We start from the raw sequence: 24014 nt of genomic DNA on the forward strand, positions 1-24014 counted from the left end.
CCACCACCCCGCACGGGTGGTGGGCCCGGCCCATTCGCGTGAAGCGGGCCGCGTCGGGGCATGCGCTGCGCACCGCCCTCCGATCATGGCGGGGACGACCAGCGCGGGAGGTACACCCTTGAGCAGCCTCTTCAGGACGAAGAGTGTCGAGCAGTCGATCCGGGACACGGAGGAGCCGGAGACGGCCCTCAAGAAGTCGCTGTCCGCCCTCGACCTCACCGTCTTCGGCGTCGGCGTCATCATCGGCACCGGCATCTTCGTCCTCACCGGCAAGATCGCCAAGGAGACCGCGGGCCCCAGCGTCGCCATCGCCTTCGTGGTGGCCGGCCTGGTCTGCGCCCTGGCGGCCCTCTGCTACGCCGAGTTCGCCTCCACGGTGCCGGTGGCCGGCTCGGCCTACACCTTCTCCTACGCCTCACTGGGCGAGTTCCCGGCGTGGATCATCGGCTGGGACCTCATCCTGGAGCTGGCGCTCGGCTGCGCCGTGGTCGCCGTCGGCTGGTCGGGGTACATGCGCTCGCTGCTGGACACGGCGGGGCTCCACCTGCCGCAGTGGCTCTCCGGCACCCACAACGGCGACTTCGGGTTCGACCTGCTCGCCGCCCTCCTCGTGGTGGCGCTCACCCTGGTCCTGGTGGCCGGGATGAAGCTCTCCTCGCGGGTCACCGGCATCGTCGTCGCCGTGAAGGTGACCGTCGTGCTCCTCGTCGTCATCGTCGGCGCCTTCTTCATCACCGGCTCCAACTACGACCCGTTCGTGCCGCCCAGCCAGGAGGTGGAGGGCGGCGGCGGCATCCACGCCCCCCTCATCCAGCTCATGACCGGCTTCACCCCGGCCAACTTCGGCGTGATGGGCATCTTCACCGCGGCCGCCGTGGTCTTCTTCGCCTTCATCGGCTTCGACATCGTCGCCACCGCCGCCGAGGAGACCCACAACCCGCAGCGGGACGTGCCGCGCGGCATCCTCGGCTCGCTCTTCATCTGCACCCTGCTGTACGTCGCCGTCTCCATCGTCGTCACCGGCATGCAGAAGTACACCGAGCTGTCCACGGACGCGCCCCTGGCCGACGCGTTCAAGTCGGTCGGCCACCCGTTCTGGGCCGGCCTGATCAGCTTCGGCGCCGCCGTCGGCCTCACCTCGGTCTCGATGATCCTGCTGCTCGGCCAGACCCGGGTCTTCTTCGCCATGAGCCGCGACGGTCTGCTGCCCCGCGCCTTCTCCCGCGTCCACCCGCGCTTCGGCACGCCGTACCGCTCCACCCTGCTCCTCGGCGGCGTCGTCGCGCTGCTCGCCGGGTTCACCTCCATCGACGAACTCGCCGAACTGGTCAACATCGGCACCCTCTTCGCCTTCGTCGTGGTCGCCCTCGGCGTGATCCTGCTCCGCCGCCGCCGCCCCGACCTGCCGCGCGCCTTCCGCACCCCGCTGGTCCCGCTGGTCCCGATCCTCTCGGTGCTGGCCTCGTTCTGGCTGATGCTCAACCTGCCCGCCGAGACCTGGCTGCGCTTCGCCGTCTGGATGCTCCTCGGCGTCCTCGTCTACTTCGTCTACGGCCGCACCCACAGCCGCCTCGGCCGCGGCACCCAGGCCGGCGACCTCTGACCGCCTTCGCCCCGGCCCCGTATGTCCTGCCACATCCGGACATACGGGGCCACTAGGGTGCCGCCACGGGGGCGGACGCTCCCCGCGACCACCCGGGCCCGAAGGCAGGCATGCGCGACCAGCACCCCCCGGCGGCCGACGCCCCGGCCGCCCCCACGCTCACCCCGGAACGCCCGGCCCGCACCGGCCCGCCCGCCGCCCCACCGGCCCTGCTGCCGCCACCGCGCACCGCACCCGCCCCCACGCCCCACCGGCCCCCGCCGGCCGCCCCCGCGCCCCGCGCCCGCGCCCTCGCCCCCTGGCTGCGCCTCCTCCCCGGACTCGCCCTCGTCGCCTGCGCCACCCGGCTGCCCTCCTTCCGGCTGCCGCTCTGGAACCCGGACGAGGGCTTCCTCGCCATACAGGCCCGGCTGCTCGCCGACGGCGGCACGCTCTACCTCGACGTCGTCGACCGCAAACCCCCGCTCCTGCCCTGGCTCTACGAAGGGGCGTTCACTCTTTGGGGCGACACCTCGCTCACCCCGGTCCGCGTCGCCGCCGTCCTCGCCCAGCTCGCCACCGCCCTGCTGATCGCCTCCCTGGCCCGCCGCCGCTGGGGGAGCGCGGCCGGGCGCACCGCGGGCCTGCTGCACCTGCTGCTCTCCGTCGGCCTCAACCCCGAGGACACCCAGGCCGCCGCCTTCGCCGTCTTCCTGCTCCCGGCCACCGCCGCCGCCCTCTGGTGCGCCGACCGCCACCACTGGGGCACGGCGGGCGCCGCCCTCGCCGCCGCCTTCCTCGTCAAGCAGACCGGCGCCGTCGTCCTGCTGCCCGTCCTGCTCCTGTGGTGGCGCGCGGGCGCCGGCGCCCGCGACCTGGCCCGCCTCGCCCTCGGCGGAGCCCTGCCGGTCCTCGCCACCGCCCTCGCCACCGACCCGGCCGGCTTCCTCTTCTGGACGGTGACCGGCTCCGGCGCCTACGCCTCGTTCTCCGGCTCGGTCCCGCACGTGCTGGCCCGCGCCCTGGTCAACGCCGCCCTGCTGGCCGCCGCCTCGGCCGCGCTGCTGCTGCCGCTGGCCCGGGCCGGCCGCGCCCCCGCCGAACTGCGGCTCTGGCTCGGCGGCTCCGCCCTCGCCGTCGTCACCGGGCTGCACTTCTTCGGCCACTACTACCTGCAACTGGTGCCGCCCCTGGCCCTGCTGGCCGCCCGCGCCCTGCACCGCCGCCCTCCCGGCGCGCGGGCCGGGGCGCTGCGCGCCACAGCGGGACTCGCCGCCCTCTTCGTCCTGTGGGGCCTGCTGGCGCCCCGCCCCGACACCGACCACGCCGTCCGGCTGGCCCACGCCGTACGCGACCGCACCGCGCCGGGCGAACGCGTCCTGGTGTGGACCATGCACCCCGAGACGTACTGGTTCGCCGGACGCCCGCCCGCCAGCCGCTACCTGACCGCCGGTCTGCTCACCAACCACAGCGGCGGCCGCTCCGGCGCCCGCACCGGCGAGCCGTACGCCGTCCCGGGCACCTGGCACGTCTTCCGCGCCGAGACCGCCGCCGACCCGCCGCACCTGCTCGTCGACGACTCACGCGGCGGCGACTGGTCCCCCCGCCACCTGCCCACCTTGCGCGCGCTGCTCGCCGAGCGCTACCGCCCGGCGGGCACCGTCGACGGGGCCCGGCTGTACGTCCTGCGGGACCGCTGACGGCGTAAATCCCGTGCCCCGGCCCCGGGAACGGGGCAGACTCCCCGGCATGGCGGAGACGAGCGCGTTCCGGGAAGCGGTCGGCGGCAGGGCGAACGGCGGACCGGGTGAGCGGGCGCGGGAACTGGCAGGACGGCTCGGCGTACGCGCGGCGGTGCTGCTGGAGGGGCTGAGCGACCTGGCGGCCGTCGAGACGCTGGCCGCACGGCAGGGCCGCGACCTGGCCGCCGAGGGCGTGTGCGTGGTGCAGATGGCCGGGGCGATGAACGTCGGCCGGTACGCGCTCACCCTCGGCCCGCCCGGCCTCGGCCTGCGCCTGACGGGCCTCTGCGACATCCGCGAACGCCCCTTCTACGAGCGGGGGTTCGGCCGCGCCGGCGCCCCGGCCGACGCCGTCTTCGCCTGCTCCGCCGACCTGGAGGACGAACTGATCCGCGCGCTGGGCACCGCCCGCGTCGAGGAGCTCGTCCACGCCGAGGGCGACGACCGCGCCTGGCAGACCTTCCTCCGCCAGCCCGCCCAGCTCGGCCGCCCCCGCCCCCAGCAGCTCCGCCGCTTCCTCGGCACGAAGAAGGGCCGAAAGATCCGCTACGGCCACCTCCTCGTCGAGGCCCTCGGCCCCGGCCAGGTCCCGGCACCCCTGACGCACCTCTTCGCGAGCCTGTAGCCCCCGGTCCTCCGGGCCGGGCCGTCGTGCGGCGGGGCCGCTCATCCCGCCCCGCGTACCGCCCTCGGCCCCACCGACCGCGCCCCGTGCGCCGCGACCCGCTCGCGCAGTTCGCGGTCGGCGGTCACCACCACGCACTCCTGGCCCGGGGCGGCCGAGGCGGCCACCGCCACGATGTGGTCGTCCCCGCTGCCCGGCGCCGACTCCACCCGCACCCCCGGCACCGGCTCCACCCCGCGTGCCGCCCCCTCCACCACCAGCACCACCTCGACCGGCCCGGCCACCTCGGCCACCCCCTCCTCGGCCACCCGCACCAGTCGGTCCCGCAACCGCTCGGCCGCACCCCGCCGGTCCCGCCACCACCCGTCGGGCACCGACCCGACGACATTGGCCCCGTCGACGACGAGGAGGGGGCGGGGGGCCGGGGCGGGGTGGGTGTCCATGGCCCCATCCTCCCTCCCCGGCTCCGCCCCGCCACACACCGAAGGGGCCGTGCCCGGGAATCCCTCCCCGGACACGGCCCCTTCCGCTCACCCCGTCACGGGGGCGCGCGGCGCCGCTCTTGCCTTACGCGGGTACGCTCGCCACGCCCGGGGCCAGGAACGGCTTGCCGTTGACGCGCTCGGCGACGCCGGCCCGGTCCAGGTAGGGCGTGATGCCGCCCAGGTGGAAGGGCCAGCCGGCGCCGGTGATCAGGCACAGGTCGATGTCCTGGGCCTCGGCGACGACGCCCTCGTCCAGCATGAGGCCGATCTCCTGCGCGACCGCGCCGGTGACCCGCTCCAGGACCTGCTCCTCGGTGAGGACGGTGTCGCCCTGCTTCAGCAGCGCGGCGACCTCCGGGTCCAGCTCGGGCTTGCCCGAGTCGTAGACGTAGAAGCCGCGCTTGCCTGCCTCGACGACCGCCTTGAGGTTCGGCGAGACGGTGAAGCGGTCCGGGAAGGCGCCGTGCAGCGTCTCGGAGACGTGCAGGCCGATCGCGGGGCCGACCAGCTCCAGCAGGACCAGCGGGGACATCGGCAGGCCGAGCGGCTCGACGGCCTTCTCGGCGGTGGCCACCGGGGTGCCCTCGTCGATGATGTTCTGGATCTCGCCCATGAAGCGGGTGAGGATGCGGTTGACCACGAACGCCGGGGCGTCCTTGACCAGCACGGCGGTCTTCTTCAGCTTCTTCGCCACGCCGAAGGCGGTGGCGAGCGAGGCGTCGTCGGTCTGCTCGCCGCGGACGATCTCCAGCAGCGGCAGCACGGCGACCGGGTTGAAGAAGTGGAAGCCGACGACCCGCTCGGGGTGCTTCAGCTTCGACGCCATCTCGCTCACCGAGAGCGAGGAGGTGTTGGTCGCGAGGATCGCGTGGGCCGGGGCGACCGCCTCGACCTCGGCGAACACCTGCTGCTTGACGCCCATCTCCTCGAAGACGGCCTCGATGACGAAGTCCGCGTCCGCGAAGCCCTCGGCCTTGTCGAGCACACCGGAGACCAGGCCCTTGAGGCGGTTGGCCTTGTCCTGGTTGATGCGGCCCTTGCCGAGCAGCTTGTCGATCTCGGCGTGGACGTAGCCCACACCCTTGTCGATCCGCGCCTGGTCGATGTCGGTGAGGACCACCGGCACCTCGAGGCGGCGCAGGAAGAGCAGCGCCAGCTGCGAGGCCATCAGGCCCGCGCCGACCACGCCGACCTTGGAGACCGGGCGGGCCAGGCTCTTGTCGGGGGCGCCGGCGGGACGCTTGGCGCGCTTGTTCACCAGGTTGAAGGCGTACAGGCCCGAGCGCAGCTCACCGCTCATGATGAGGTCGGCGAGCGCGGTGTCCTCGGCGTCGTAACCGGCCTGGAGGTCACCGTCCTTGGCGGCGGCGATGATGTCCAGCGCGCGGTAGGCGGCCGGGGCCGCGCCGTGCACCTTGGAGTCGGCGATCGCGCGCCCGCGGGCCACGGCCTCGTCCCAGGCGGCACCCCGGTCGACCTCGGGGCGGGAGACCTCGGTGTCGCCGTTGAGGACGGAGGCCGTCCAGGCCAGCGACTGCTCCAGGAAGTCGGCACCCTCGAACAGGGCGTCGGCGATGCCCAGTTCGAGGACCTGCTTGGCCTTGAGCTGACGGTTCTGGTTGAGCGAGTTCTCGATGATGACCGAGACCGCGCGGTCGGCGCCGATCAGGTTCGGCAGCAGCGTGCAGCCGCCCCAGCCGGGCACCAGGCCGAGGAAGACCTCGGGCAGCGAGAAGGCCGGGACCGCCTTGGAGACGGTGCGGTACGCGCAGTGCAGACCGACCTCGACGCCGCCGCCCATGGCCGCGCCGTTGTAGTACGCGAAGGTCGGCACGGCCAGCGTGGCGAGACGCTTGAAGACGTCGTGGCCGCCCTTGCCGATGGCGACGGCGTCCGCGTGCTGCTTCAGCAGCTCGACGCCCTTGAGGTCGGCGCCGACGGCGAAGATGAAGGGCTTGCCGGTGACACCGACGCCCACGATCGAGCCCTCGGCGGCCTCCTTCTCGACCTGGTCGATCGCCTTGTCGAGGTTGGCGAGCGACTGCGGGCCGAAGGTGGTCGGCTTGGTGTGGTCCAGCCCGTTGTCGAGCGTGACGAGCGCGAAGCGCCCGGCGCCGGCGGGCAGGTCCAGGTGGCGTACGTGCGCCTGGGTGACGACCTCGTCCGGGAACAGCTCGGCCGCGCCCTTCAGGAGTTCGGCGGTAGAGGTGCTCACTTGTTGCCTCCGGTGAAGTGCGGGTTCTCCCAGATGACCGTGGCGCCCATGCCGAAGCCGACGCACATGGTGGTCAGGCCGTAGCGGACCTCCGGCTGCTCCTCGAACTGCCGGGCCAGCTGGGTCATCAGGCGGACGCCCGAGGAGGCCAGCGGGTGGCCGTAGGCGATGGCGCCGCCGTACTGGTTGACGCGGGCGTCGTCGTCGGCGATGCCGTAGTGCTCCAGGAAGGCGAGCACCTGCACGGCGAACGCCTCGTTGATCTCGAAGAGACCGATGTCGTCGATGGTCAGCCCGGCCTGCTTCAGTGCCTTCTCGGTGGCCGGGATCGGGCCGTAGCCCATGACCTCCGGCTCGACACCCGCGAAGGAGTACGAGACGAGACGCATCTTGACGGGCAGGCCCAGCTCGTTCGCCACGTCCTCGGCGGCGAGCAGCGAGGCGGTGGCACCGTCGTTGAGACCGGCGGCGTTGCCCGCGGTGACCCGGCCGTGGGTACGGAACGGGGTCTTCAGCCCGGCCAGCGACTCCAGGGTGGTGCCCGGGCGCATCGGCTCGTCGGCGGTGGCCAGGCCCCAGCCGGTCTCGCCGGCCTCGGCGTTGGTGCGGCGGACCGACACCGGCACCAGGTCCTGCTGGATCTTGCCGTTGGCGTACGCCTTGGCGGCCTTCTCCTGCGAGCGGACCGCGTACGCGTCGGCGCGCTGCTTGGTGATGGTGGGGTAGCGGTCGTGGAGGTTCTCCGCGGTCATGCCCATGAACAGGGCCGACTCGTCGACGAGCTTCTCGGAGACGAACCGCGGGTTGGGGTCGACGCCCTCACCCATCGGGTGGCGGCCCATGTGCTCGACACCGCCGGCCACGACCACGTCGTAGGCACCGAAGGCGATGGAGCCGGCCGTCGTGGTGACGGCCGTCATGGCACCGGCGCACATCCGGTCGACGGAGTAGCCCGGTACCGACTGCGGCAGCCCGGCGAGGATGCCCGCCGTGCGGCCCAGCGTGAGGCCCTGGTCGCCGATCTGCGTGGTGGCGGCGATGGCCACCTCGTCGATCTTTTTGGGGTCCAGGTCCGGGTTGCGGCGCAGCAGCTCCCGGATCGCCTTCACGATCAGATCGTCGGCACGGGTCTCGTGGTAGATGCCCTTGGGGCCCGCCTTGCCGAACGGGGTGCGGACGCCGTCGACGAAGACGACGTCCCGGATGGTACGAGGCACGATGGCTCTCCTCCAGGGTGCGGGGTGGCACTGCTGCGCGGCGCGCCGGAACGCGCCTGCGATACCGCCATGCTACTTGCGGGTAACCAAGCTGCCCAGTCCCCCCGGCCACAGCGGCGAAGCTCACACGCGAACGGCCCCCCGGCGCGGGGCGCCAGGGGGCCGTACCGAGTTCGCCGGGGGCTACGCGGCGGGCGCGTCCAGCGCGTCGACCAGCAGCGGGGTCACCTGCTCGATCTGCCAGGGCCGCGCCCCGTACCCGGCGAGCGCGGCCGAGACCGCCGCGGGCCCGTGGTCGGCCGGGGGCTCCCAGCACAGCCGTCGCACGGTGTCGGGGGTGATCAGGTTCTCCTGCGGCAGCCGCAGCTCCTCGGCGCGGGCCGAGATGTCCGCGCGGGCCTTCGACAGCCGGGCGGCGGCGGCCGGGTCCCGGTCGGCCCAGGCACGCGGCGGCGGCGGGCCCGACGGGGCGGCGCCGGGCTGCGGCAGCTCCGTCTCGGTCAGCGCCCGCGCCCGGTCCACGGCGCTCTGCCACTGGTCGAGCTGGCGCCGGCCGGCCCGTCCGCTGAAGCCGCGCAGCCGCCCCAGCGCCTGCACGTCCACCGGCAGGGCGAGCGCGGCCTCCACGATGGCGGCGTCCGGGAGCACCTTGCCGGGCGAGATGTCGCGCCGCTGGGCGATCTTGTCCCGGGCGTTCCACAGCTCCCGCACCACGGCGAGCTGCCGGCGGCGGCGCACCTTGTGCATGCCGGAGGTCCGCCGCCAGGGGTCCTTGCGGGGCGGTGCCGGGGGAGCGGAGGCGATGGCGTCGAACTCCTGGTGCGCCCACTCGAGCTTGCCCTGCCCGGCCAGCTCCTCCTCCAGCGCGTCGCGCAGGTCGGCCAGCAGCTCCACGTCGAGCGCCGCGTACCGCAGCCACGGTTCGGGGAGCGGGCGGGTCGACCAGTCGACGGCGGAGTGGCCCTTCTCCAGGGAGTAGCCGAGGACGTTCTCCACCATCGCGCCGAGACCCACCCGGGCGAAGCCCGCGAGCCGCCCGGCCAGCTCGGTGTCGAAGAGGCGCTGGGGGACCATGCCTATGTCGCGCAGGCAGGGCAGGTCCTGGGTGGCGGCGTGCAGCAGCCACTCGGCGTCCTCGACGACCTCGCCGAGGCCGGAGAGGTCGGGGCAGGCCACCGGGTCGATCAAGGCCGTACCGGCGCCCTCACGGCGCAGCTGCACGAGGTACGCGCGCTGCCCGTAGCGGTAGCCCGAGGCCCGCTCGGCGTCGACCGCCAGCGGACCGCTGCCGGCCGCGTACCGCGCCACCGTCTCCGCGAGGGCCGCCTCGGAGGCGACCACCTCGGGCACTCCCTCGCGCGGGGCCAGCAGCGGGACCGGAGCCGGGAGGGCGGCCGGTGGGCCGTCCGCGTCGGACGGGCTCGGCGGCTGGGACGGGGCGAGCGGCGAAGGGTCGGCTGCGGTCTCTTGGGCGTCGGTCACCGGTCAAGGGTATCGGTGTACACGCCACGTCCGCCGACGGAACGTTCCCTCGGCGGACGGGTGCGCACGACGCGGGTCAGTGGATGATGCCGGTACGCAGGGCCACCGCCACCATCCCGGCGCGGTCCCCGGTGCCCAGCTTGCGGGCGATCCGGGCGAGGTGGCTCTTGACGGTGAGCGCGGACAGGCCCATCGAGACGCCGATGGCCTTGTTGGACTGGCCCTCCGCCACCAGCCGCAGCACCTCGACCTCACGGCCGGAGAGTTCGCGGTAGCCGCCCGGGTGGCTCGGGGCACCCGGGGGACGGCGGTGCATACGGGCGGCGGCGGAGCCGATCGGGGCGGCGCCGGGCCGGGTGGGGAGCCCGATGTTGGTACGCGTACCGGTGACGACGTACCCCTTGACGCCCCCGGCGAGGGCGTTGCGCACCGCGCCGATGTCGTCGGCGGCGGAGAGGGCGAGGCCGTTGGGCCAGCCCGCCGCGCGGGTTTCGGAGAGCAGGGTCAGTCCCGAACCGTCGGGAAGGTGGACGTCGGCGACGCAGATGTCGCGCGGGTTGCCGACGCGGGGGCGGGCCTCCGCAATGGACGATGCCTCGATGACATCGCGAACGCCGAGCGCCCACAGGTGGCGGGTGACCGTGGAACGGACACGCTGGTCGGCGACGACGACCATGGCCGTCGGCTTGTTCGGGCGGTAGGCGACCAGGCTTGCGGGCTGCTCGAGAAGAACGGACACCAGGCCTCCTGAAGGGGATGGCGGGACGGGGCCGGCTCGGGGAAGAAGCCGGGGCGATCCGTGCTGACTAGGTCAATAGGGTCTTCGGCAGCATTGGACGCGTCCTTTAGGGAATGATCACGATTTGGTGACCCGCGGGCGCCCACAGGCGAACATCCGTACGGCCTTCCGACGGACGACCCTGGACGCCCGGCCACGCGTACGAGTCCTTCCGGTCCCGCCCGCGGCCCCCTCACCCGTGTGGTCGCGGCCCCCGGCGCTGGGGGAGCGAGACCACCGAGGCGTCCGTCGCCGCCACCGGCGGCAGCCCGGCGATGCGGGCCAGCAGATCGGACCAGGCCGTGAGGTGGCCGGCGGTGTCGGGGGCGCCGCCCGGGCCCTCCTGGGGTGTCCAGGAGGCGCGGATCTCGATCTGGGAGGCCGGGCGGCGGGCGGAGAGGCCGCCGAAGTGGTGCGAGGAGGCGCGGGTCACCGTGCCGCTCGCCTCCCCGTGCACCAGACCACGGGCCTGGAAGGCGCCGGTCAGCCAGGACCAGCAGACCTCCGGCAGCAGCGGGTCGGCCGCCATCTCCGGCTCCAGCTCGGCCCGTACCAGCGTGACCAGACGGAACGCGCCCTTCCAGGCGTCGTGCCCGGCCGGGTCGTGGAGCAGCACGAGACGGCCGTCGGAGAGATCCTCGCCGTCCTGGACCACCGCGGCCTCCAGCGCGTACGCGAACGGCGCCAGCCGCCGGGGCGCGGGGGTCGCCTCGACCTCGATCTCCGGCCGGAGCCTGGCCTCCTCCAGGGCCCGTACCGCCGCGCGGAAACCCGGTGGCGCGTCGTCCGCGCCGGCCCCTGGCCCGCGTGCGCCCCCCGTGCCGTCCGTACCGTCAGTGCCGTCCGATAGATGTCCCTGAGCCGCAGCCATGCCGGGAAGGTTAAGGGGAACGGCGCCCGTGTGCAGGGAGGACACCCGGCCGGGTGGTCCCGCGCGCCGTGGCGGTGTCCACAACCTGTCGGTAAGCGTGTTCCGGGCTCGTGCGAGACTTCAAGGGTGAGCGCCAACGACCGCCCGACGGGCCAGCCGACCGCACCCCACGACTCCGCCTTCCTCAAGGCGTGCCGGCGTGAGCCGGTGCCGCACACCCCGGTGTGGTTCATGCGCCAGGCGGGCCGCTCACTGCCCGAGTACCGCAAGGTCCGCGAGGGCATCGCGATGCTCGACTCGTGCATGCGCCCCGAGCTGGTCACCGAGATCACGATGCAGCCCGTCCGCCGCCACGACGTCGACGCCGCCATCTACTTCAGCGACATCGTGGTCCCGCTCAAGGCCATCGGCATCGACCTCGACATCAAGCCGGGCGTCGGCCCCGTCGTCGAGCAGCCCATCCGCACCCGCGCCGACCTGGCCCGCCTGCGCGACCTGACCCCCGAGGACGTCTGGTACGTCACCGAGGCCATCGGGCTGCTCACCGCAGAACTCGGCGCCACCCCGCTCATCGGCTTCGCCGGCGCCCCGTTCACCCTCGCGAGCTACCTCGTCGAGGGCGGCCCCAGCCGCAACCACGAGCACACCAAGGCGCTCATGTACGGCGACCCGGAACTCTGGGCCGACCTGCTCGACCGCCTCGCCGACATCACCGCGGGCTTCCTCAAGGTGCAGATCGAGGCCGGCGCCTCCGCCGTCCAGCTCTTCGACTCCTGGGTCGGCGCGCTGGCCCCCGCCGACTACCGCCGCTCGGTCATGCCCGCCTCCCGCAAGGTCTTCGAGGCCGTCGCCGGGTACGGCGTGCCGCGCATCCACTTCGGCGTCGGCACCGGCGAACTCCTCGGTCTGATGGGCGAGGCCGGGGCCGACGTGGTCGGTGCCGACTGGCGCATCCCGCTGGACGAGGCGTCCCGCCGGATCGGCCCGGGCAAGGCCGTCCAGGGCAACCTCGACCCGGCCGTGCTCTTCGCCCCCACCGAGGCCGTCCGCGCCAAGACCGGCGAGGTGCTCCAGGCCGCCGAAGGGCTGGAGGGCCACATCTTCAACCTCGGCCACGGCGTCCTGCCCGACACCGACCCCGACGCCCTGACCCGCCTGGTCGAGGACGTCCACACCCGCACCGCGCGCTGAGCCGCGAGCCCTGGTGCCGGCCGCCCCACCGGGGGACCGGCCGGCACCTGAGGCTCAGCCCGCGCCGTGGGCCCGTACCGCCTGCGTCGCCTTGCGGGCCGCGACCAGGACCGGGTCCCAGACCGGGGAGAACGGCGGGGCGTAGCCGAGGTCGAGGGCGGTCATCTGCTCGACCGTCATACCGGCCGTCAGCGCCACCGCCGCCACGTCCACCCGCTTGCCCGCGCCCTCGCGGCCCACGATCTGGGTTCCCAGCAGCCGCCCGGTGCGCCGCTCGGCCAGCATCTTCACCGTCATCGAGGCGGCGCCGGGGAAGTACCCGGCGCGGCTGGTCGCCTCGACGGTCGCGGTGACGAACTGGAAGCCGGCCTCGCGCGCCTCCGCCTCCAGCAGCCCGGTCCGGGCGATCTCCAGGTCGCAGACCTTGCTGACGGCGGTGCCGACGACGCCGGGGAAGGTCGCGTAACCGCCGCCCACGTTGGTGCCGATGACCTGGCCCTGCTTGTTGGCGTGGGTGCCCAGCGGGATGTGCCGCTGGCGGCCGGCAACCAGGTCCAGCACCTCCACACAGTCGCCGCCGGCCCAGATCGCGCTCTGGCCGCGCACCCGCATCGCCTGGTCGGTGAGGATGCCGCCGAAGTCGCCCACCGGCAGCCCCGCCGCCTCGGCCAGCTCCGACTCCGGGCGGACGCCGATCCCCAGCACCACCACGTCCGCCGGATACTCGGCGTCCGAGGTCACCACGGCGCGGGCCCGGCCCTGCTCGTCGGTACGGATCTCGGTCACCTCGGCCTCGTTGACCATCCGGATGCCGAGCCCGGTGACCGCCTCGTGGACCAGCCTCCCCATGTCGGGGTCGAGGGTCGTCATCGGTTCCGGGGCCCGGTTGAGCAGCGTCACCTCGTAGTCGCGCCGCAGCAGCGCCTCCGCCATCTCCACGCCGATGTACCCGGCGCCGACCACCACCGCCTGCCGCCCCTTCGTCCCCCGCAGGGTGTCCAGCAGGGCCTGCCCGTCGTCGAGGGTCTGCACGCCGTGCACGCCGGGCGCGTCGATGCCGGGCAGCGGCGGCCGGACCGGGCGCGCGCCGGTGGCGACGACCAGCTTGTCGAAGCCGGTCCACACCTCCTGCCCGTCCGGCAGCCGCCGCGACCGGACCCGGCCGCCGGCCACGTCGATCTCGGTGACCTCGGTCCGCGTCCGCAGATCGATGTGGCGGGCCCGGTGCTCCTCCGGCGTCCGCGCCACCAGCTGCTCCGGGTCGTCGACGTCACCGGCCACCCAGTACGGGATGCCGCACGCCGAGTACGAGGCGTGGTGCCCGCGTTCGAAGGCGACGATCTCCAGCTCGTCCGGGTCCTTGAGCCTGCGTGCCTGTGACGCGGCGGACATCCCGGCCGCGTCCCCACCGATGACCACCAGTCGCTCTCTCATGCCGCCACGCTACGCGGGCGGCCGCCGTCCCGGCCGGGGCAGCCGGCCGGGACGGCGCGCCAGCGGGGTCTCAGTCCCGCTCCTCCCGCGCCGTCGGCACGGCCGGCTCCGCCGTGGAACCCTCCGCGTCCGTCCCGTCGCCGGCCTCCCGCACCGCGGGCACGGCGGCGGCCGGACGCCGCAGGCGGCGCGTGAACCGCCAGGCCAGCAGGGCCAGTCCGAGGGCGAGGACGAACGGCAGCGCCGCCCCGACCACCACGGTCAGCCAGCGCAGCGTCGCCACGAACGCCGACCAGCCGCCGGAGAGCGCGTCGGTGAAGGTCGGGCCGTCGTCCTCCCGCGACTCCGTCTTCGCCGTCCGCTCGGTCAGCTGGAGGGTGACCGTCGCCATCGAGGTGCGGTCTTTCAGCGAGGACTGCTGGGCCAGCAGCGCCTCCAGCTCCATCTGGCGGCTGCTCAGCTCGCCCTCCAGCGAGACGATGTCGCTCAGCTTCTCCGCCCGGTCCATCAGCTCCCGGACCCGCGCGACGCTGGCGCGCTGCGACTTCAGCCGGCTCTCGACGTCCACCACCTCCTCGGTGACGTCCTCCGCGCTGGTCCGCCGGGACACCACCTCGCCGCCCTCGCCGAGCGAGTCCAGCACCGCGTCGTACTTCTCCTGCGGGACGCGGACCACCACGGTCGACCGCTCGTGGTCCTGGGAGTCGCGCCGGGTCGACTCGTTGCCGACGTAGCCGCCCGCGCCCTCCACCACCGAGCGGGCCGAGGCCAGCGCGGCGGGCACGTCCTCCACCCGCAGGTGCAGCTCGGCCGTCCGGACCAGGTGGACGCCCTTCAGCTGGGGGCGCGCCTTCCCGTCCGACGCCTCGTCCGCCGACTCCCGCTTCGCGCTGTCGGCCTGACCGCCGCCCGCGCCGTCGGCGGCCGACGGCGCGACCGCGCGGTCCGCCGCCGACGACGCGCCGGAGTCCGGCCCGGCCGAGCACCCCGCGAGCCCCAGTACCGCCACAGCCAGCACCACGGCCGCCCGCCGCCCCGCGATCCGGCCGCCGCTCGATCCCCGCATCCGGCTCATCCGCCGCCCCCCTTGTCCTTCCGCGCCCACCCCTCGGGGGCGCCTGTGCCGCTACGACGGAGCAGCGCACCGGCGGGTTTCGCCTCCCGGGTCGCGAACCGGTAACGGAAGCGCGCCGCCCCGGCGGCCGCCCGCCGCGTCCGGTTTGAGACAGTGGCTCCATGCGCGCGGAAACAGAGGGAAACCCGGCGGGAGCGGGTGGCGCGAGCCCCCGTGTGGTGGTCGTCGGAGGCGGCGTCGCGGGGCTCACGGCCGCGCTGCGCCTGCTCGACGCCGGGGCCGGCGTCACCCTCCTGGAAGCCTCCGAGCGGCTCGGCGGCAAGCTCCGCACCGGCGAGATCGGCGGCGTCCGCGTCGACCTGGGCGCCGAGTCGATGCTGGCCCGCCGCCCCGAGGCGGTCGGCCTCGCCCGTGAGGCGGGACTGGCCGACGCCCTCCAGCCCCCCGCCACCGCCAGCGCCTCCCTGTGGACCCGCGACGCCCTGCGCCCCATGCCCAAGGGCCACGTCATGGGCGTCCCCGCCGACCCGGCCAGCCTCGCCGGGGTCCTCTCGGAAGAGGGCGTCGCGCGGATCGCCGAGGACCGCGCCCTGCCCCGCACCGAGGTCGGCGAGGACATCGCCGTCGGCGAGTACGTCGCCGCCCGGGTCGGCCGCGAGGTCGTCGACCGGCTCGTCGAACCCCTCCTCGGCGGCGTCTACGCCGGCAACGCCTACCGCATCTCGCTGCGCGCCGCCGTCCCCCAGCTCTTCGCCGCCGCCCGCGAGCACACCTCCCTGACCGAGGGGGTCCGCGCGCTCCAGGCCCGCACCGCCGCCGACCCGCGCACCGACCCCGTCTTCATGGGCATCGACGGCGGGGTCGGCCGCCTCCCGCTCGCCGTCGCCGACACCGTCCGCGCCCGCGGCGGCCGCATCCGCACCGGTACGCCCGTCACCGGCCTCGCCCGCATTCCCGGCGGCTGGCGGCTGACCACCGGCACCCCCGACGCGCCCGAGTCCCTGGAGGCCGACGCCGTCGTCCTCGCCGTCCCCGCGCCCCAGGCGGCCCGGCTGCTCGCCGCCGAACTCCCGGCCGCCTCCGCCGACCTCGCCGAGATCGAGTACGCCTCGATGGCCCTGATGACCTTCGCCTTCCGCGCGGACGAGGCCGAGCTGCCGCAGGGCAGCGGCTTCCTCGTGCCGCCGGTCGACGGACGCACCGTCAAGGCCGCCACCTTCGCGGGACGCAAATGGCGGTGGATCGCCGAGCAGGAACCGGGGCTGCACGTCGTCCGCACCTCGGTCGGGCGCCATCGCGAGGAGGAGATCCTCGGCCGCGACGACGCCGGCCTGCTCGCCCTCGCCCGACGCGACCTCAAGGCCGCCACCGGCGTCGACGCCGAGCCCGTCGACGCCCACGTGACCCGCTGGGACCAGGGGCTTCCCCAGTACCCGGTCGGCCACCTCGCCCGCGTCGCCCGCGTCCGCGACCAGGTCGCCAAGGCCCCCGGCCTCGCCCTGTGCGGCGCCGCCTACGACGGCGTCGGCATCCCCGCCTGCGTCGCCTCCGCCACCGAGGCGGCCCGCCAGGTCATGGCGGCCCGCCCACAGGGCGACCCGGCGTCGGGCCCGTCCGGGCACGCGGGAGAATGACCCCATGAGTGCTGCTCCCGAGAAGATCCCCAACGCGGGCAAGAAGGCCAAGGACCTCAACGAGGTCATCCGCTACACCCTGTGGTCCGTCTTCAAGCTCCGCGACGTGCTCCCCGAGGACCGGTCCGGCTACGCCGACGAGGTCCAGGACCTGTTCGACAAGCTCGCCGCCAAGGACGTCACCGTCCGCGGCACCTACGACGTCTCCGGTCTGCGCGCCGACGCCGACGTGATGATCTGGTGGCACGCCGAGACCGCCGACGCCCTCCAGGAGGCGTACAACCTCTTCCGCCGCACCCGCCTCGGGCGCGCGCTGGAGCCGGTCTGGTCGAACATGGCGCTGCACCGCCCCGCCGAGTTCAACAAGTCGCACATCCCGGCGTTCCTCGCCGACGAGACCCCCCGCGACTACATCAGCGTCTACCCGTTCGTCCGCTCCTACGAGTGGTACCTCCTCCCCGACGAGGAGCGCCGGGCGATGCTCGCCGACCACGGCAAGATGGCGCGCGGCTACCCCGACGTCCGCGCCAACACGGTCGCCTCGTTCTCCCTCGGCGACTACGAGTGGATCCTCGCCTTCGAGGCCGACGAGCTGTACCGCATCGTCGACCTCATGCGCCACCTGCGCGCCTCCGAGGCCCGCCGCCACGTCCGCGAGGAGGTGCCCTTCTACACCGGGCGCCGCAAGTCCGTCGCCGACCTGGTCGCCCAGCTCGCCTGAGCCCCGCCCCGCCTCACCGGGCCGCCGGGAACCACCCGGCGACCCGGGGGAGCGCCGGCCGCGCCCCGCCCCCGGCGGCCCGCGTCCCGGCCTCCTGCGCCTCCGGCTCGGGGGCCGGCCGGGCCGCGCAGTCGGTGGAGCGCGCGGGGAGCTTCCCGTCGATCAGGTAGGCCTCCACGTGCCGGTTGACGCAGGCGTTCGGCCCGCCCGCCAGCCCGTGCGTGCCCGCGCCCCGCTCGGTCACCAGCGCGGCGTCCGGCTGCCGCCGCCGCAGCTCCAGCGCGCCCGCGTACGGGGTCGCCGCGTCCCGTTCCCCGGCGAGGATCAGCGTCGGCGGCAGCTCACCGGGGGCCACCCGCACGTCCATCGGCGTCTGCCGGGGCTCCTTCCAGTACGCGCACGGCAGATTCATCCAGGCGTTCTCCCAGGTCTCGAACGGCGCCGTGCGGGCGAGCCGGGTGTGGTCGCGGTCCCAGGTCTGCCAGCTGGTGGGCCACGGCGCGTCGTTGCACTCCACCGCCGTGTAGACGGCCCGCGCGTTCTCCGCCTCCACCCGGCCCTCCTCCAGCGGCGTCGCCAGATTGACCAGCGGCTGCGGATCACCCTTCAGGTACGCCGCGAGCGCCTCCGCGTGCGAGGGCCAGTAGTCCTCGTAGTACTGGGCCCGCAACATCACCGCCTGGAGCTGCGCCGGGCCGACCGTGCCCCCGGCGGGCTCGGCCGCCAGCTTCTCGCGCGCCCGCCGGTACCCCGCCAGCACCTGGGCCTCGTCGGTGCCCATGCCGTACGCCGCGTCGTGCGAGGCGATCCACCGCCGGAAGTCCGCCCACCGCTTCTCGAACGCCGCCGACTGCGCCATGTTGTTCCGGTACCAGACACGCGAGGGCGAGGGGTCGACCGCCGAGTCGAAGACCATCCTGCGCACGTGCGAGGGGAAGAGCTTCGCGTACAGCGCCCCGAAGTACGAGCCGTACGACGCGCCCATGAACGTCAGCTTCCGCTCACCGAGGCCGGCCCGCACCACGTCCAGGTCGCGGGCGTTGTTCAGCGAGTGGATGTGCCGCAGCCGCTTCCCGCCGCGCTCGGCGCACCCCCGCGCGTACGCCTCGGCCTCGGCCTTCCGGCCGGCCTTCTGCTGCTCGGTCGGGTGCTCCGGGGCCTGCCAGTTCCCGTCCGGCTTCTCGCGCGGGTCCCGGCAGGAGAGCGGCGCCGACCGGCCGACCCCGCGCGGCGCGTACCCGACCAGGTCGTAGACCGAGGCCAGCCGCTTCCACTCGGGGAAGATCCCCACCAGCGGGAAGAGCATCCCGGAGGAGCCGGGACCGCCCGGGTTGAAGACCAGCGCGCCCTGCCGCTCGTTCTTCGGGCCCGCCGCTTTGGCCCGGCTCACCGTCAGGTCGATCTGCTCGCCGTCCGGCCGCGCGTAGTCCAGCGGGACCCGTACCGTGCCGCACTCCAGCGACCGGGGCAGCCCCTCCTCGTCCGGGCACGGCCCGAAGGCGATCGGGGTCCGCGCCGCCCGCTCGGCCGCCAGCGCCACCCCGCGCGCCTCGGGGCCGCCGGGCGGAGCCGGAGCCCCGGCCGCGGGCGCCTGCGGGGGAGCCGCGAGCGGGGTGAGGAGCAGCGCTCCGGCGGCGGTGAGGATGAGCGGCGCGCGCATCGCGTCCCTTTCGTCCGGCCGATGACAGCCCTAGGGATGATTCGCAGGCCGGTCGGCAGGGGCAAGCACCGGGGCGCGTGTTGGACGGACCCGCTCGGATCGGCCCAACACGGCCGCCGGGTTCAGCGCCCCAGCAGGGCGAAGCGCGCCACCCTGGCCCACCGGGCCCAGGGCCTGCCCACCAGGGAGGCGCGGCCCGAGCGCTCGATCCACCAGTCGCGCAGGGCGCGCCGGACCGCCCGCTCGGCCGGCGGCTCCTCCCGCAAGGTGTGCAGCGCGAAGGCGAGCGCGTCCGCGCGGTACCCGCCGGTCAGCGGCCGGCCCGCCGCGTACCGCAGGAAGCGCGGCCGGTACGTGTCGCCGAGGATCTGCTCCAGCTCCGGGGCGAGGGAGACCACCACGGAGCCCCGCTTGGCGGTCAGCATCCGGCTCTGCACCCGCAGCCGCCCCCGGTCGAACCCCTCCGGCGCCGGCGTCCCCGCCACCAGCGCCGACAGCAGCGCCGTCTGCCCGAGGGCCAGCCGCGTCCGCGCCGCCTCGTCCGCCACCGGGCCGGTCGCCGCCCCGGCCCCCGACGCCGGGGCGGACCCGGGCCGGGCCCCCGCCCCCACCGGGACCCGGTCCCGGCCGGCCACCGCCACCGTCCGCCGGATCTTCGCGACCTCCGCCTCCAGCTCGGCCGCCGACGGGAACCGCTCGTCCCGCTCCAGCAGCACCCCGGGCGGCCGCACCCGCGAGGCCAGCTCGGCCAGGACCGCCAGCACCGGCTCCGGCACCGGGTGGGCGTGGCTGTCGTGCCACACCCCGTCCCGCTCGAACCCGCCCGCCACATGGACGTACGCCAGCGCCTCCAGCGGCAGCGCGTCGAGAGCGGCTGCGGGGTCCTCGCCCTGGTTGACGTGGTTGGTGTGCAGGTTGGCGACGTCGATCAGCAGGCGCACCCCGGTCCGGTCGGCCAGCTCGTAGAGGAACTGCCCCTCCGTCAGCTCCTCGCCCGGCCAGGAGAAGAGCGCCGCGATGTTCTCCACGGCGAGCGGCACGGGCAGCTGGTCCTGGGCGATCCGCACGTTCTCGCAGAGCACCGCGAGCCCTTCCCGGGTGCGGGGGACCGGCAGCAGGTGCCCGGCCTCCAGCCCGCGCGACGCGGTCCGCTCCCCGCCCGCCCGGACGAACGCGATGTGCTCGGTGACCAGCGGCGACCCCAGCGCCTCCGCCCGCTCGGCCAGCGCCGCCAGCCGCACCGGATCGGGCCGCTCCGCGCCGCCCAGCCCCAGCCCCACCCCGTGCGGCACCACGGCGACCCCACGCTCCCGCAGCCGCAACAGGGAGTCGGGGAGGTGACCGGGACAGACGTTCTCCGCCACCACCTCCACCCACTCGATCCCCGCCATCGCCTCGACGGCCTCCGCGATCGCGGGCCGCCAGCCGATCCCCGTTCCCAGCCGTTCCATACCGCCACCCCCTCCAGGAACCCCCCGGTCCCTGCGGCCACCCTGCCCGCCGCCGTCCGCCCCGGAACCGTCACCCGCCCTCTTCAGAGCAGGATTTGAGCTTCGCCGCCCTCACCCCACCAACGCGGGATGCTCCGCCACCACCGTGCACGACCCGGGCGCGATCTCCGTGAACCCGGCGTCCCGCACCACCGGCAGCCCGCTCTCCACCAGCTCCTTCCAGCGCTCCGCGCCGGCGGTCCGCACCGCCAGCGGGAAACCCTGCTCGCGCCAGGCGCCCCGTTCCGCCCCCGACAGCTGCCACCAGGCCAGCTGCGCCCCGTGGCCCGCCTGCGCCATCGCCTTCCCCGCCGACATGGGCACGTCCGGGTTGAGCCAGAGCACCGGGACGCCGGGCGCGGGCTCGCCCGGCTCCTCGGGGTCCTCCAGCTCGGTGCCGGAGACCTGGAGCTTGGCCAGCTCCCTGGGCCAGCCGTCCAGCGGCACCGGCGGGTAGACGCGCACCTCGGCACCGCCGTCCTCGACCGTGATCCCCGGCAGGGCCGCGGCCTTGCGCCACTCCGCGCCCCGGGCCCGCCGCACCACCTTGCGGATCCGCGCGTCCTGCCAGTCCCGCACCGCCTCCGCCCACACGCCGTCCCCCTCGGAGCGGGGATCACTGAGCAGCGTCAGGACGGCCCGGGCGGCCGTCTGGAGCGCGTCGGTGAGGGCGGGCGGCTCGGCGCGCTCCAGCCGGACGACGAGCGGCAGCACGAACTGCGGTGCCTCGTCGCGGGCGGTGCGCTCGTCACGGAAGGGACTGTCGGAGAGGGGTTCGCTGGTCACGGAGCCAGTCTGCCAAACCGCGGGCGACCCTCACCCCTTCCGCGAGGCCGCCCCGATCAGCTCGGACACCTTCACGAAGCGGTACCCCTGCTCGCGCAGGGCGGGCACGATCCGGCGCAGCGCGCGCTCGGTGGTGGGGGCGGCACTGCGGGTGCAGTGCATGACCACGACCGAGCCGGGGCGGACCCCGTCCAGCACCTGCTGCGCCACCGCGTCGGCGTCGGTGGCGAAGGCGTCCCCGCTCACCACGTCCCACTGCACGGCCGTCACCCCGGCCGCGGAGACCTCCCGCAGCGCCGCGTCGTCGTAACACCCGCCGGGGAAGCGGAAGTACGGCATGGCCTTCTTCACCCCGGCCGTGCGGAACGCGGTGTACGCCCGTTCCACGTCGGCCCGCATCTCGCTCTCGGCGACGCGCGGCAGGCCGTAGCAGTCACCGGTGAAGGCGTGGTGGCTGTAGGAGTGGTTGGCGATCTCGAAGAGCGGGTCGGCGCCGATGGCCCGCGCCTGGTCCGGGTACTCCTCGGCCCACCGCCCGGTCATGAAGACGGTGGCGGGCACCTTCAGGCGGCGCAGCGAGGCGATCAGCTCCGGGTGGTCGAAGCGCTCGCCGCCGGCCGCGCGCTCGCCCTGGTCGGCCGTCATGTCGGCGTCGAAGGTGAGCGCGACGGTCTTGCCGTCGTTCCGGGGCCCGTTGGCGAAGACCGGGGCGAGCCCGCCGGGGCCGGGCGCCAGCGTGGGCGGCGCCGTCGGGGCGGCGGGGGAGGCGGAGTGCGAGGCCCGTGGCCCCGGCGCTGTGTAGTGGGGGTCCGGAACGGACTGACCGCACCCGGCCACCGCGCCCAACGCCATCAGGGCGCCCAGCGCCGTACCAGTCCGGAGCTTCGCCTTGCGCACCATGCTGATCACGCCGTGACCCTAGGATGCGAAAAGCTGAATATCGGGCAAAACGCCGCCCGTGGCGTGCGGTCTCACCCGTCTCGCCCCGCCACCCTCCGCTGTCCGGGCGCCCGGACAGGCCCACGAGGCGGGGGTGGGGGCGGGAACCCGCCCCCACCCCCGCTCAGGTCACCTGTGCCAGGGCCCGGTGACCGCGAAGGTCGTCCCGGGCGTGTAGCAGTTGACGAACATCGTGTCGTAGTCCGGGGAGAAGCAGACGCCCGCGAACTCACCCCACGCCGGCTCCTCGGGCGTGCCGATGTTCTGGCGGCCCCGTGCCATCGGGTAGACCTCGCCGCGCGTGGTCACGCCGTAGACGTGCTGGGCGCCCTCGCCGTCCTCGGCGACCATGAGGCCGCCGCTCGGGGCGAGGCAGATGTTGTCCGGCTCCTCGCCCGGGAGCTGCACGTCGGTGTCGGGGCCGAAGACGATGACCAGGGTGAGGCGCCGCCGGTCCGGGTCGTAGCGCCAGATCTGCCCGTAGTGGTCGGCGGCCGAGCCCTCGCTGCTCCGGGCGAAGCTGGAGACGAAGTAGACCGAGCGGCCGCCCCAGTAGCAGCCCTCCAGCTTCTGCGCGTGGGTGATGCCCTTCGGGCCGAAGTCCTGGAAGCGGATCGGCGTCTCCTCGGCGAGCGGGTCGGGCACGTCCACCCACTCCACCCGGTCGAACGAGGCGCCCGTCTCCTGGATCGCCGAGAGGTCGGGCACCCCGGGCACCCGCATCGCCTGGAGCGCGCCCCCGGCCCGCAGTGAGCCGAGGCCGCCGCGCGGCCTCTCGGGCAGGAAGCGGTAGAAGAGCCCGAACGGCCGCTCGAAGGCGTCCTCGGTCTCGTAGACGATCCCGTGGCGCGGGTCGATCGCGATGGCTTCGTGCTGGAAGCGGCCCATCGCCTTCAGCGGCACCGCGCCGGTCCGGTGCGGGTCGACCGGGTCGACCTCGAAGATGAAGCCGTGGTCCTTGGTGTAGCCGTTGGTCCCGGCCTTGTCCTCGGTCTCCTCGCAGGTCAGCCAGGTCCCCCAGGGGGTCGGCCCGCCGGCGCAGTTGGTCGAGGTCCCGGCGATGGCGACCCGCTCGCCGAGAACCCGGTGCCCGGGGTCGAGGGTGAGCGCCGTACAGCCGCCCATCCCCTCCGGGTCGTACGTCAGTCCGCGTACGGGCGGGACGCGGATCGGGGCGGTGGGCCGGTTCTCGTGGTTGCGGACGAGGTGGACCTGGCCCCGGCGCCCGCCGAAGGCGGACATCCCGTCGTGGTTGCTCGGCACCTGGCCCTCGCCGGAGAGCATCCGGTCACCCTCCCGGGACAGCACCCGGTAGCGGAAACCTTTCGGCAGGTCCAGCAGACCCTTCGGGTCGGGCACCAGCGGACCGTACCCGGCCTTCCCCATCCCCTTCGCGGCGGCCGTGCCCGCGAAGAGTTCGGAGAGACTGCCGGTGAAGGCGATACCGGCGACGGCACCGGTGCGGGCGAGGACTTGACGGCGTGTCGCGGACATGGGCAACTCCCTGCTGCGGCTCTGCGGACAGGAATGTGACCCGCACGTGTGTACCACGCACCCAGCCCCACCGGAACCAGGCGTGGCCCTGGACACGGCCGTCACAGCCCGCCTGGCCTGCTGGGAACGCCCCTGACGCCGGGTACGGCCGACGGCCCGGCCTCACCGCCGGACCAGAGCCACCAGACTCGCCCCGAACATCAGCACCCCCAACGGCACATGGACCGACGACAGGTGCGCGATCCCCGACACCACCTGCACGGAGGCCAGTACGAGGAAGCCCGACGCGTACCCGACCGCCTTCGGCGAGCCGCCGCCCGGCTTCCAGGCGAGCACCGCGGCGAGCAGGTACAGCATCGACGCCCCGTACATCACCCGCGCCCCGGCGCTGTGCAGGAGTTCGCCGTACTCCGTGCTGAGCAGCAGCCCCGCCGAGACCGCCTGGACGAAGACCGTCAGGGTCTGGAGGGCGAGCGCGATCCGCAGGAACGAGAAGCGGGCCTGAACGGGCGTGCGGGGTGTCGCCTGGGTCGTCGTCATGCCGGGTCCCCCTTTTCCGCGCCCGAGGGCAGCGGCCGATGTCGAATAAGGTC

The 24014-nt window shown here is 74.5% G+C and carries 20 protein-coding genes; 6 read left to right on the forward strand and 14 right to left on the reverse strand.

What is annotated here, in order from left to right; all coding sequences use genetic code 11:
• Window positions 1-85: 85 nt before the first annotated feature.
• The 3 genes from IF45_RS0112455 to IF45_RS0112465 all read left to right on the forward strand — a co-directional run bounded on the left by IF45_RS0112455 (window position 86) and on the right by IF45_RS0112465 (window position 3949).
• Window positions 86-1603 carry an amino acid permease gene (locus IF45_RS0112455; RefSeq protein WP_003951574.1) on the forward strand — a complete coding sequence of 506 codons (1518 nt, stop codon included), beginning with the start codon at window positions 86-88 and terminating at the stop codon, window positions 1601-1603.
• A 110-nt stretch (window positions 1604-1713) separates the two neighbouring features.
• Window positions 1714-3282, forward strand: coding sequence for a glycosyltransferase family 39 protein (locus IF45_RS0112460; protein ID WP_030307391.1), 1569 nt, complete (start codon window positions 1714-1716; stop codon window positions 3280-3282).
• A gap of 49 nt (window positions 3283-3331) precedes the next feature.
• Window positions 3332-3949 (forward strand): TOPRIM nucleotidyl transferase/hydrolase domain-containing protein, encoded by a 618-nt coding sequence (locus tag IF45_RS0112465; RefSeq protein ID WP_030307393.1) that lies wholly within the window; start codon window positions 3332-3334, stop codon window positions 3947-3949.
• Between the two features lie 41 nt (window positions 3950-3990).
• On the opposite strand, the gene IF45_RS33620 is transcribed toward IF45_RS0112465, so the two are convergent.
• The 6 genes from IF45_RS33620 to IF45_RS0112495 all read right to left on the reverse strand — a co-directional run bounded on the left by IF45_RS33620 (window position 3991) and on the right by IF45_RS0112495 (window position 10997).
• Window positions 3991-4392: a PIN domain-containing protein gene (locus IF45_RS33620; RefSeq protein WP_018469480.1), complete on the reverse strand. Its 402-nt coding sequence runs from the start codon at window positions 4390-4392 to the stop codon at window positions 3991-3993.
• 124 nt (window positions 4393-4516) lie between these two features.
• A complete protein-coding gene (locus IF45_RS0112475; RefSeq protein WP_003951578.1) occupies window positions 4517-6649 on the reverse strand; it encodes a 3-hydroxyacyl-CoA dehydrogenase NAD-binding domain-containing protein in 2133 nt (710 codons plus the stop codon).
• The gene (locus IF45_RS0112480) at window positions 6646-7866 is read right to left on the reverse strand and encodes a thiolase family protein (protein ID WP_003951579.1); all 1221 of its coding nucleotides are present in this window, start codon (window positions 7864-7866) and stop codon (window positions 6646-6648) included. Before IF45_RS0112480 ends, IF45_RS0112475 begins: the two co-directional genes overlap by 4 nt.
• 183 nt (window positions 7867-8049) lie before the next feature.
• A complete protein-coding gene (locus IF45_RS0112485; RefSeq protein ID WP_030307396.1) occupies window positions 8050-9348 on the reverse strand; it encodes an HRDC domain-containing protein in 1299 nt (432 codons plus the stop codon).
• Window positions 9349-9424: 76 nt separating this feature from the next.
• Window positions 9425-10087 carry a response regulator transcription factor gene (locus IF45_RS0112490; RefSeq protein WP_003951582.1) on the reverse strand — a complete coding sequence of 221 codons (663 nt, stop codon included), beginning with the start codon at window positions 10085-10087 and terminating at the stop codon, window positions 9425-9427.
• A gap of 232 nt (window positions 10088-10319) precedes the next feature.
• Window positions 10320-10997, reverse strand: coding sequence for a DUF3000 domain-containing protein (locus tag IF45_RS0112495; RefSeq protein WP_030307399.1), 678 nt, complete (start codon window positions 10995-10997; stop codon window positions 10320-10322).
• Window positions 10998-11123: 126 nt separating this feature from the next.
• Between IF45_RS0112495 and hemE the strand changes: the two genes are divergently transcribed.
• A complete protein-coding gene (gene hemE, locus IF45_RS0112500; RefSeq protein WP_018894654.1) occupies window positions 11124-12188 on the forward strand; it encodes a uroporphyrinogen decarboxylase in 1065 nt (354 codons plus the stop codon).
• A gap of 54 nt (window positions 12189-12242) precedes the next feature.
• Here hemE and IF45_RS0112505 read toward each other — a convergent pair whose 3' ends face one another.
• Together IF45_RS0112505 and IF45_RS0112510 are read right to left on the reverse strand one after the other, a co-directional pair.
• Window positions 12243-13622 carry an FAD-dependent oxidoreductase gene (locus IF45_RS0112505; protein ID WP_030307401.1) on the reverse strand — a complete coding sequence of 460 codons (1380 nt, stop codon included), beginning with the start codon at window positions 13620-13622 and terminating at the stop codon, window positions 12243-12245.
• A 70-nt stretch (window positions 13623-13692) separates the two neighbouring features.
• Entirely contained in the window at window positions 13693-14697 is a 1005-nt protein-coding gene (locus IF45_RS0112510; RefSeq protein ID WP_030307403.1) for a DUF4349 domain-containing protein, read from the reverse strand.
• A 161-nt stretch (window positions 14698-14858) separates the two neighbouring features.
• Between IF45_RS0112510 and hemG the strand changes: the two genes are divergently transcribed.
• Both hemG and hemQ read left to right on the forward strand, forming a co-directional pair.
• Window positions 14859-16331: a protoporphyrinogen oxidase gene (gene hemG, locus IF45_RS0112515; protein WP_037637936.1), complete on the forward strand. Its 1473-nt coding sequence runs from the start codon at window positions 14859-14861 to the stop codon at window positions 16329-16331.
• A 4-nt stretch (window positions 16332-16335) separates the two neighbouring features.
• Window positions 16336-17052, forward strand: coding sequence for a hydrogen peroxide-dependent heme synthase (gene hemQ, locus IF45_RS0112520; RefSeq protein WP_003951588.1), 717 nt, complete (start codon window positions 16336-16338; stop codon window positions 17050-17052).
• A gap of 13 nt (window positions 17053-17065) precedes the next feature.
• On the opposite strand, the gene IF45_RS0112525 is transcribed toward hemQ, so the two are convergent.
• From IF45_RS0112525 to IF45_RS0112550, 6 genes are all read right to left on the reverse strand, one after another.
• A complete protein-coding gene (locus tag IF45_RS0112525) occupies window positions 17066-18712 on the reverse strand; it encodes an alpha/beta hydrolase (RefSeq protein WP_030307407.1) in 1647 nt (548 codons plus the stop codon).
• Window positions 18713-18834: 122 nt separating this feature from the next.
• Complete coding sequence (locus IF45_RS0112530; RefSeq protein WP_030307410.1) at window positions 18835-20163, reverse strand: MbnB/TglH/ChrH family RiPP precursor modification enzyme; 1329 nt, start codon at window positions 20161-20163, stop codon at window positions 18835-18837.
• Between the two features lie 111 nt (window positions 20164-20274).
• A complete protein-coding gene (locus IF45_RS0112535; RefSeq protein WP_030307411.1) occupies window positions 20275-20988 on the reverse strand; it encodes a peptidyl-tRNA hydrolase in 714 nt (237 codons plus the stop codon).
• 30 nt (window positions 20989-21018) lie between these two features.
• Window positions 21019-21888, reverse strand: a complete 870-nt coding sequence (locus tag IF45_RS0112540) for a polysaccharide deacetylase family protein (RefSeq protein ID WP_030307412.1) — start codon at window positions 21886-21888, stop codon at window positions 21019-21021.
• A gap of 168 nt (window positions 21889-22056) precedes the next feature.
• Window positions 22057-23421, reverse strand: coding sequence for an alkaline phosphatase PhoX (locus IF45_RS0112545; protein WP_030307413.1), 1365 nt, complete (start codon window positions 23419-23421; stop codon window positions 22057-22059).
• A gap of 162 nt (window positions 23422-23583) precedes the next feature.
• Window positions 23584-23961, reverse strand: coding sequence for a hypothetical protein (locus IF45_RS0112550; RefSeq protein WP_010641248.1), 378 nt, complete (start codon window positions 23959-23961; stop codon window positions 23584-23586).
• Between the last annotated feature and the right edge of the window lie 53 nt (window positions 23962-24014).

It is taken from the genome of Streptomyces albidoflavus, from assembly GCF_000719955.1.
Classification (GTDB): domain Bacteria; phylum Actinomycetota; class Actinomycetes; order Streptomycetales; family Streptomycetaceae; genus Streptomyces; species Streptomyces albidoflavus.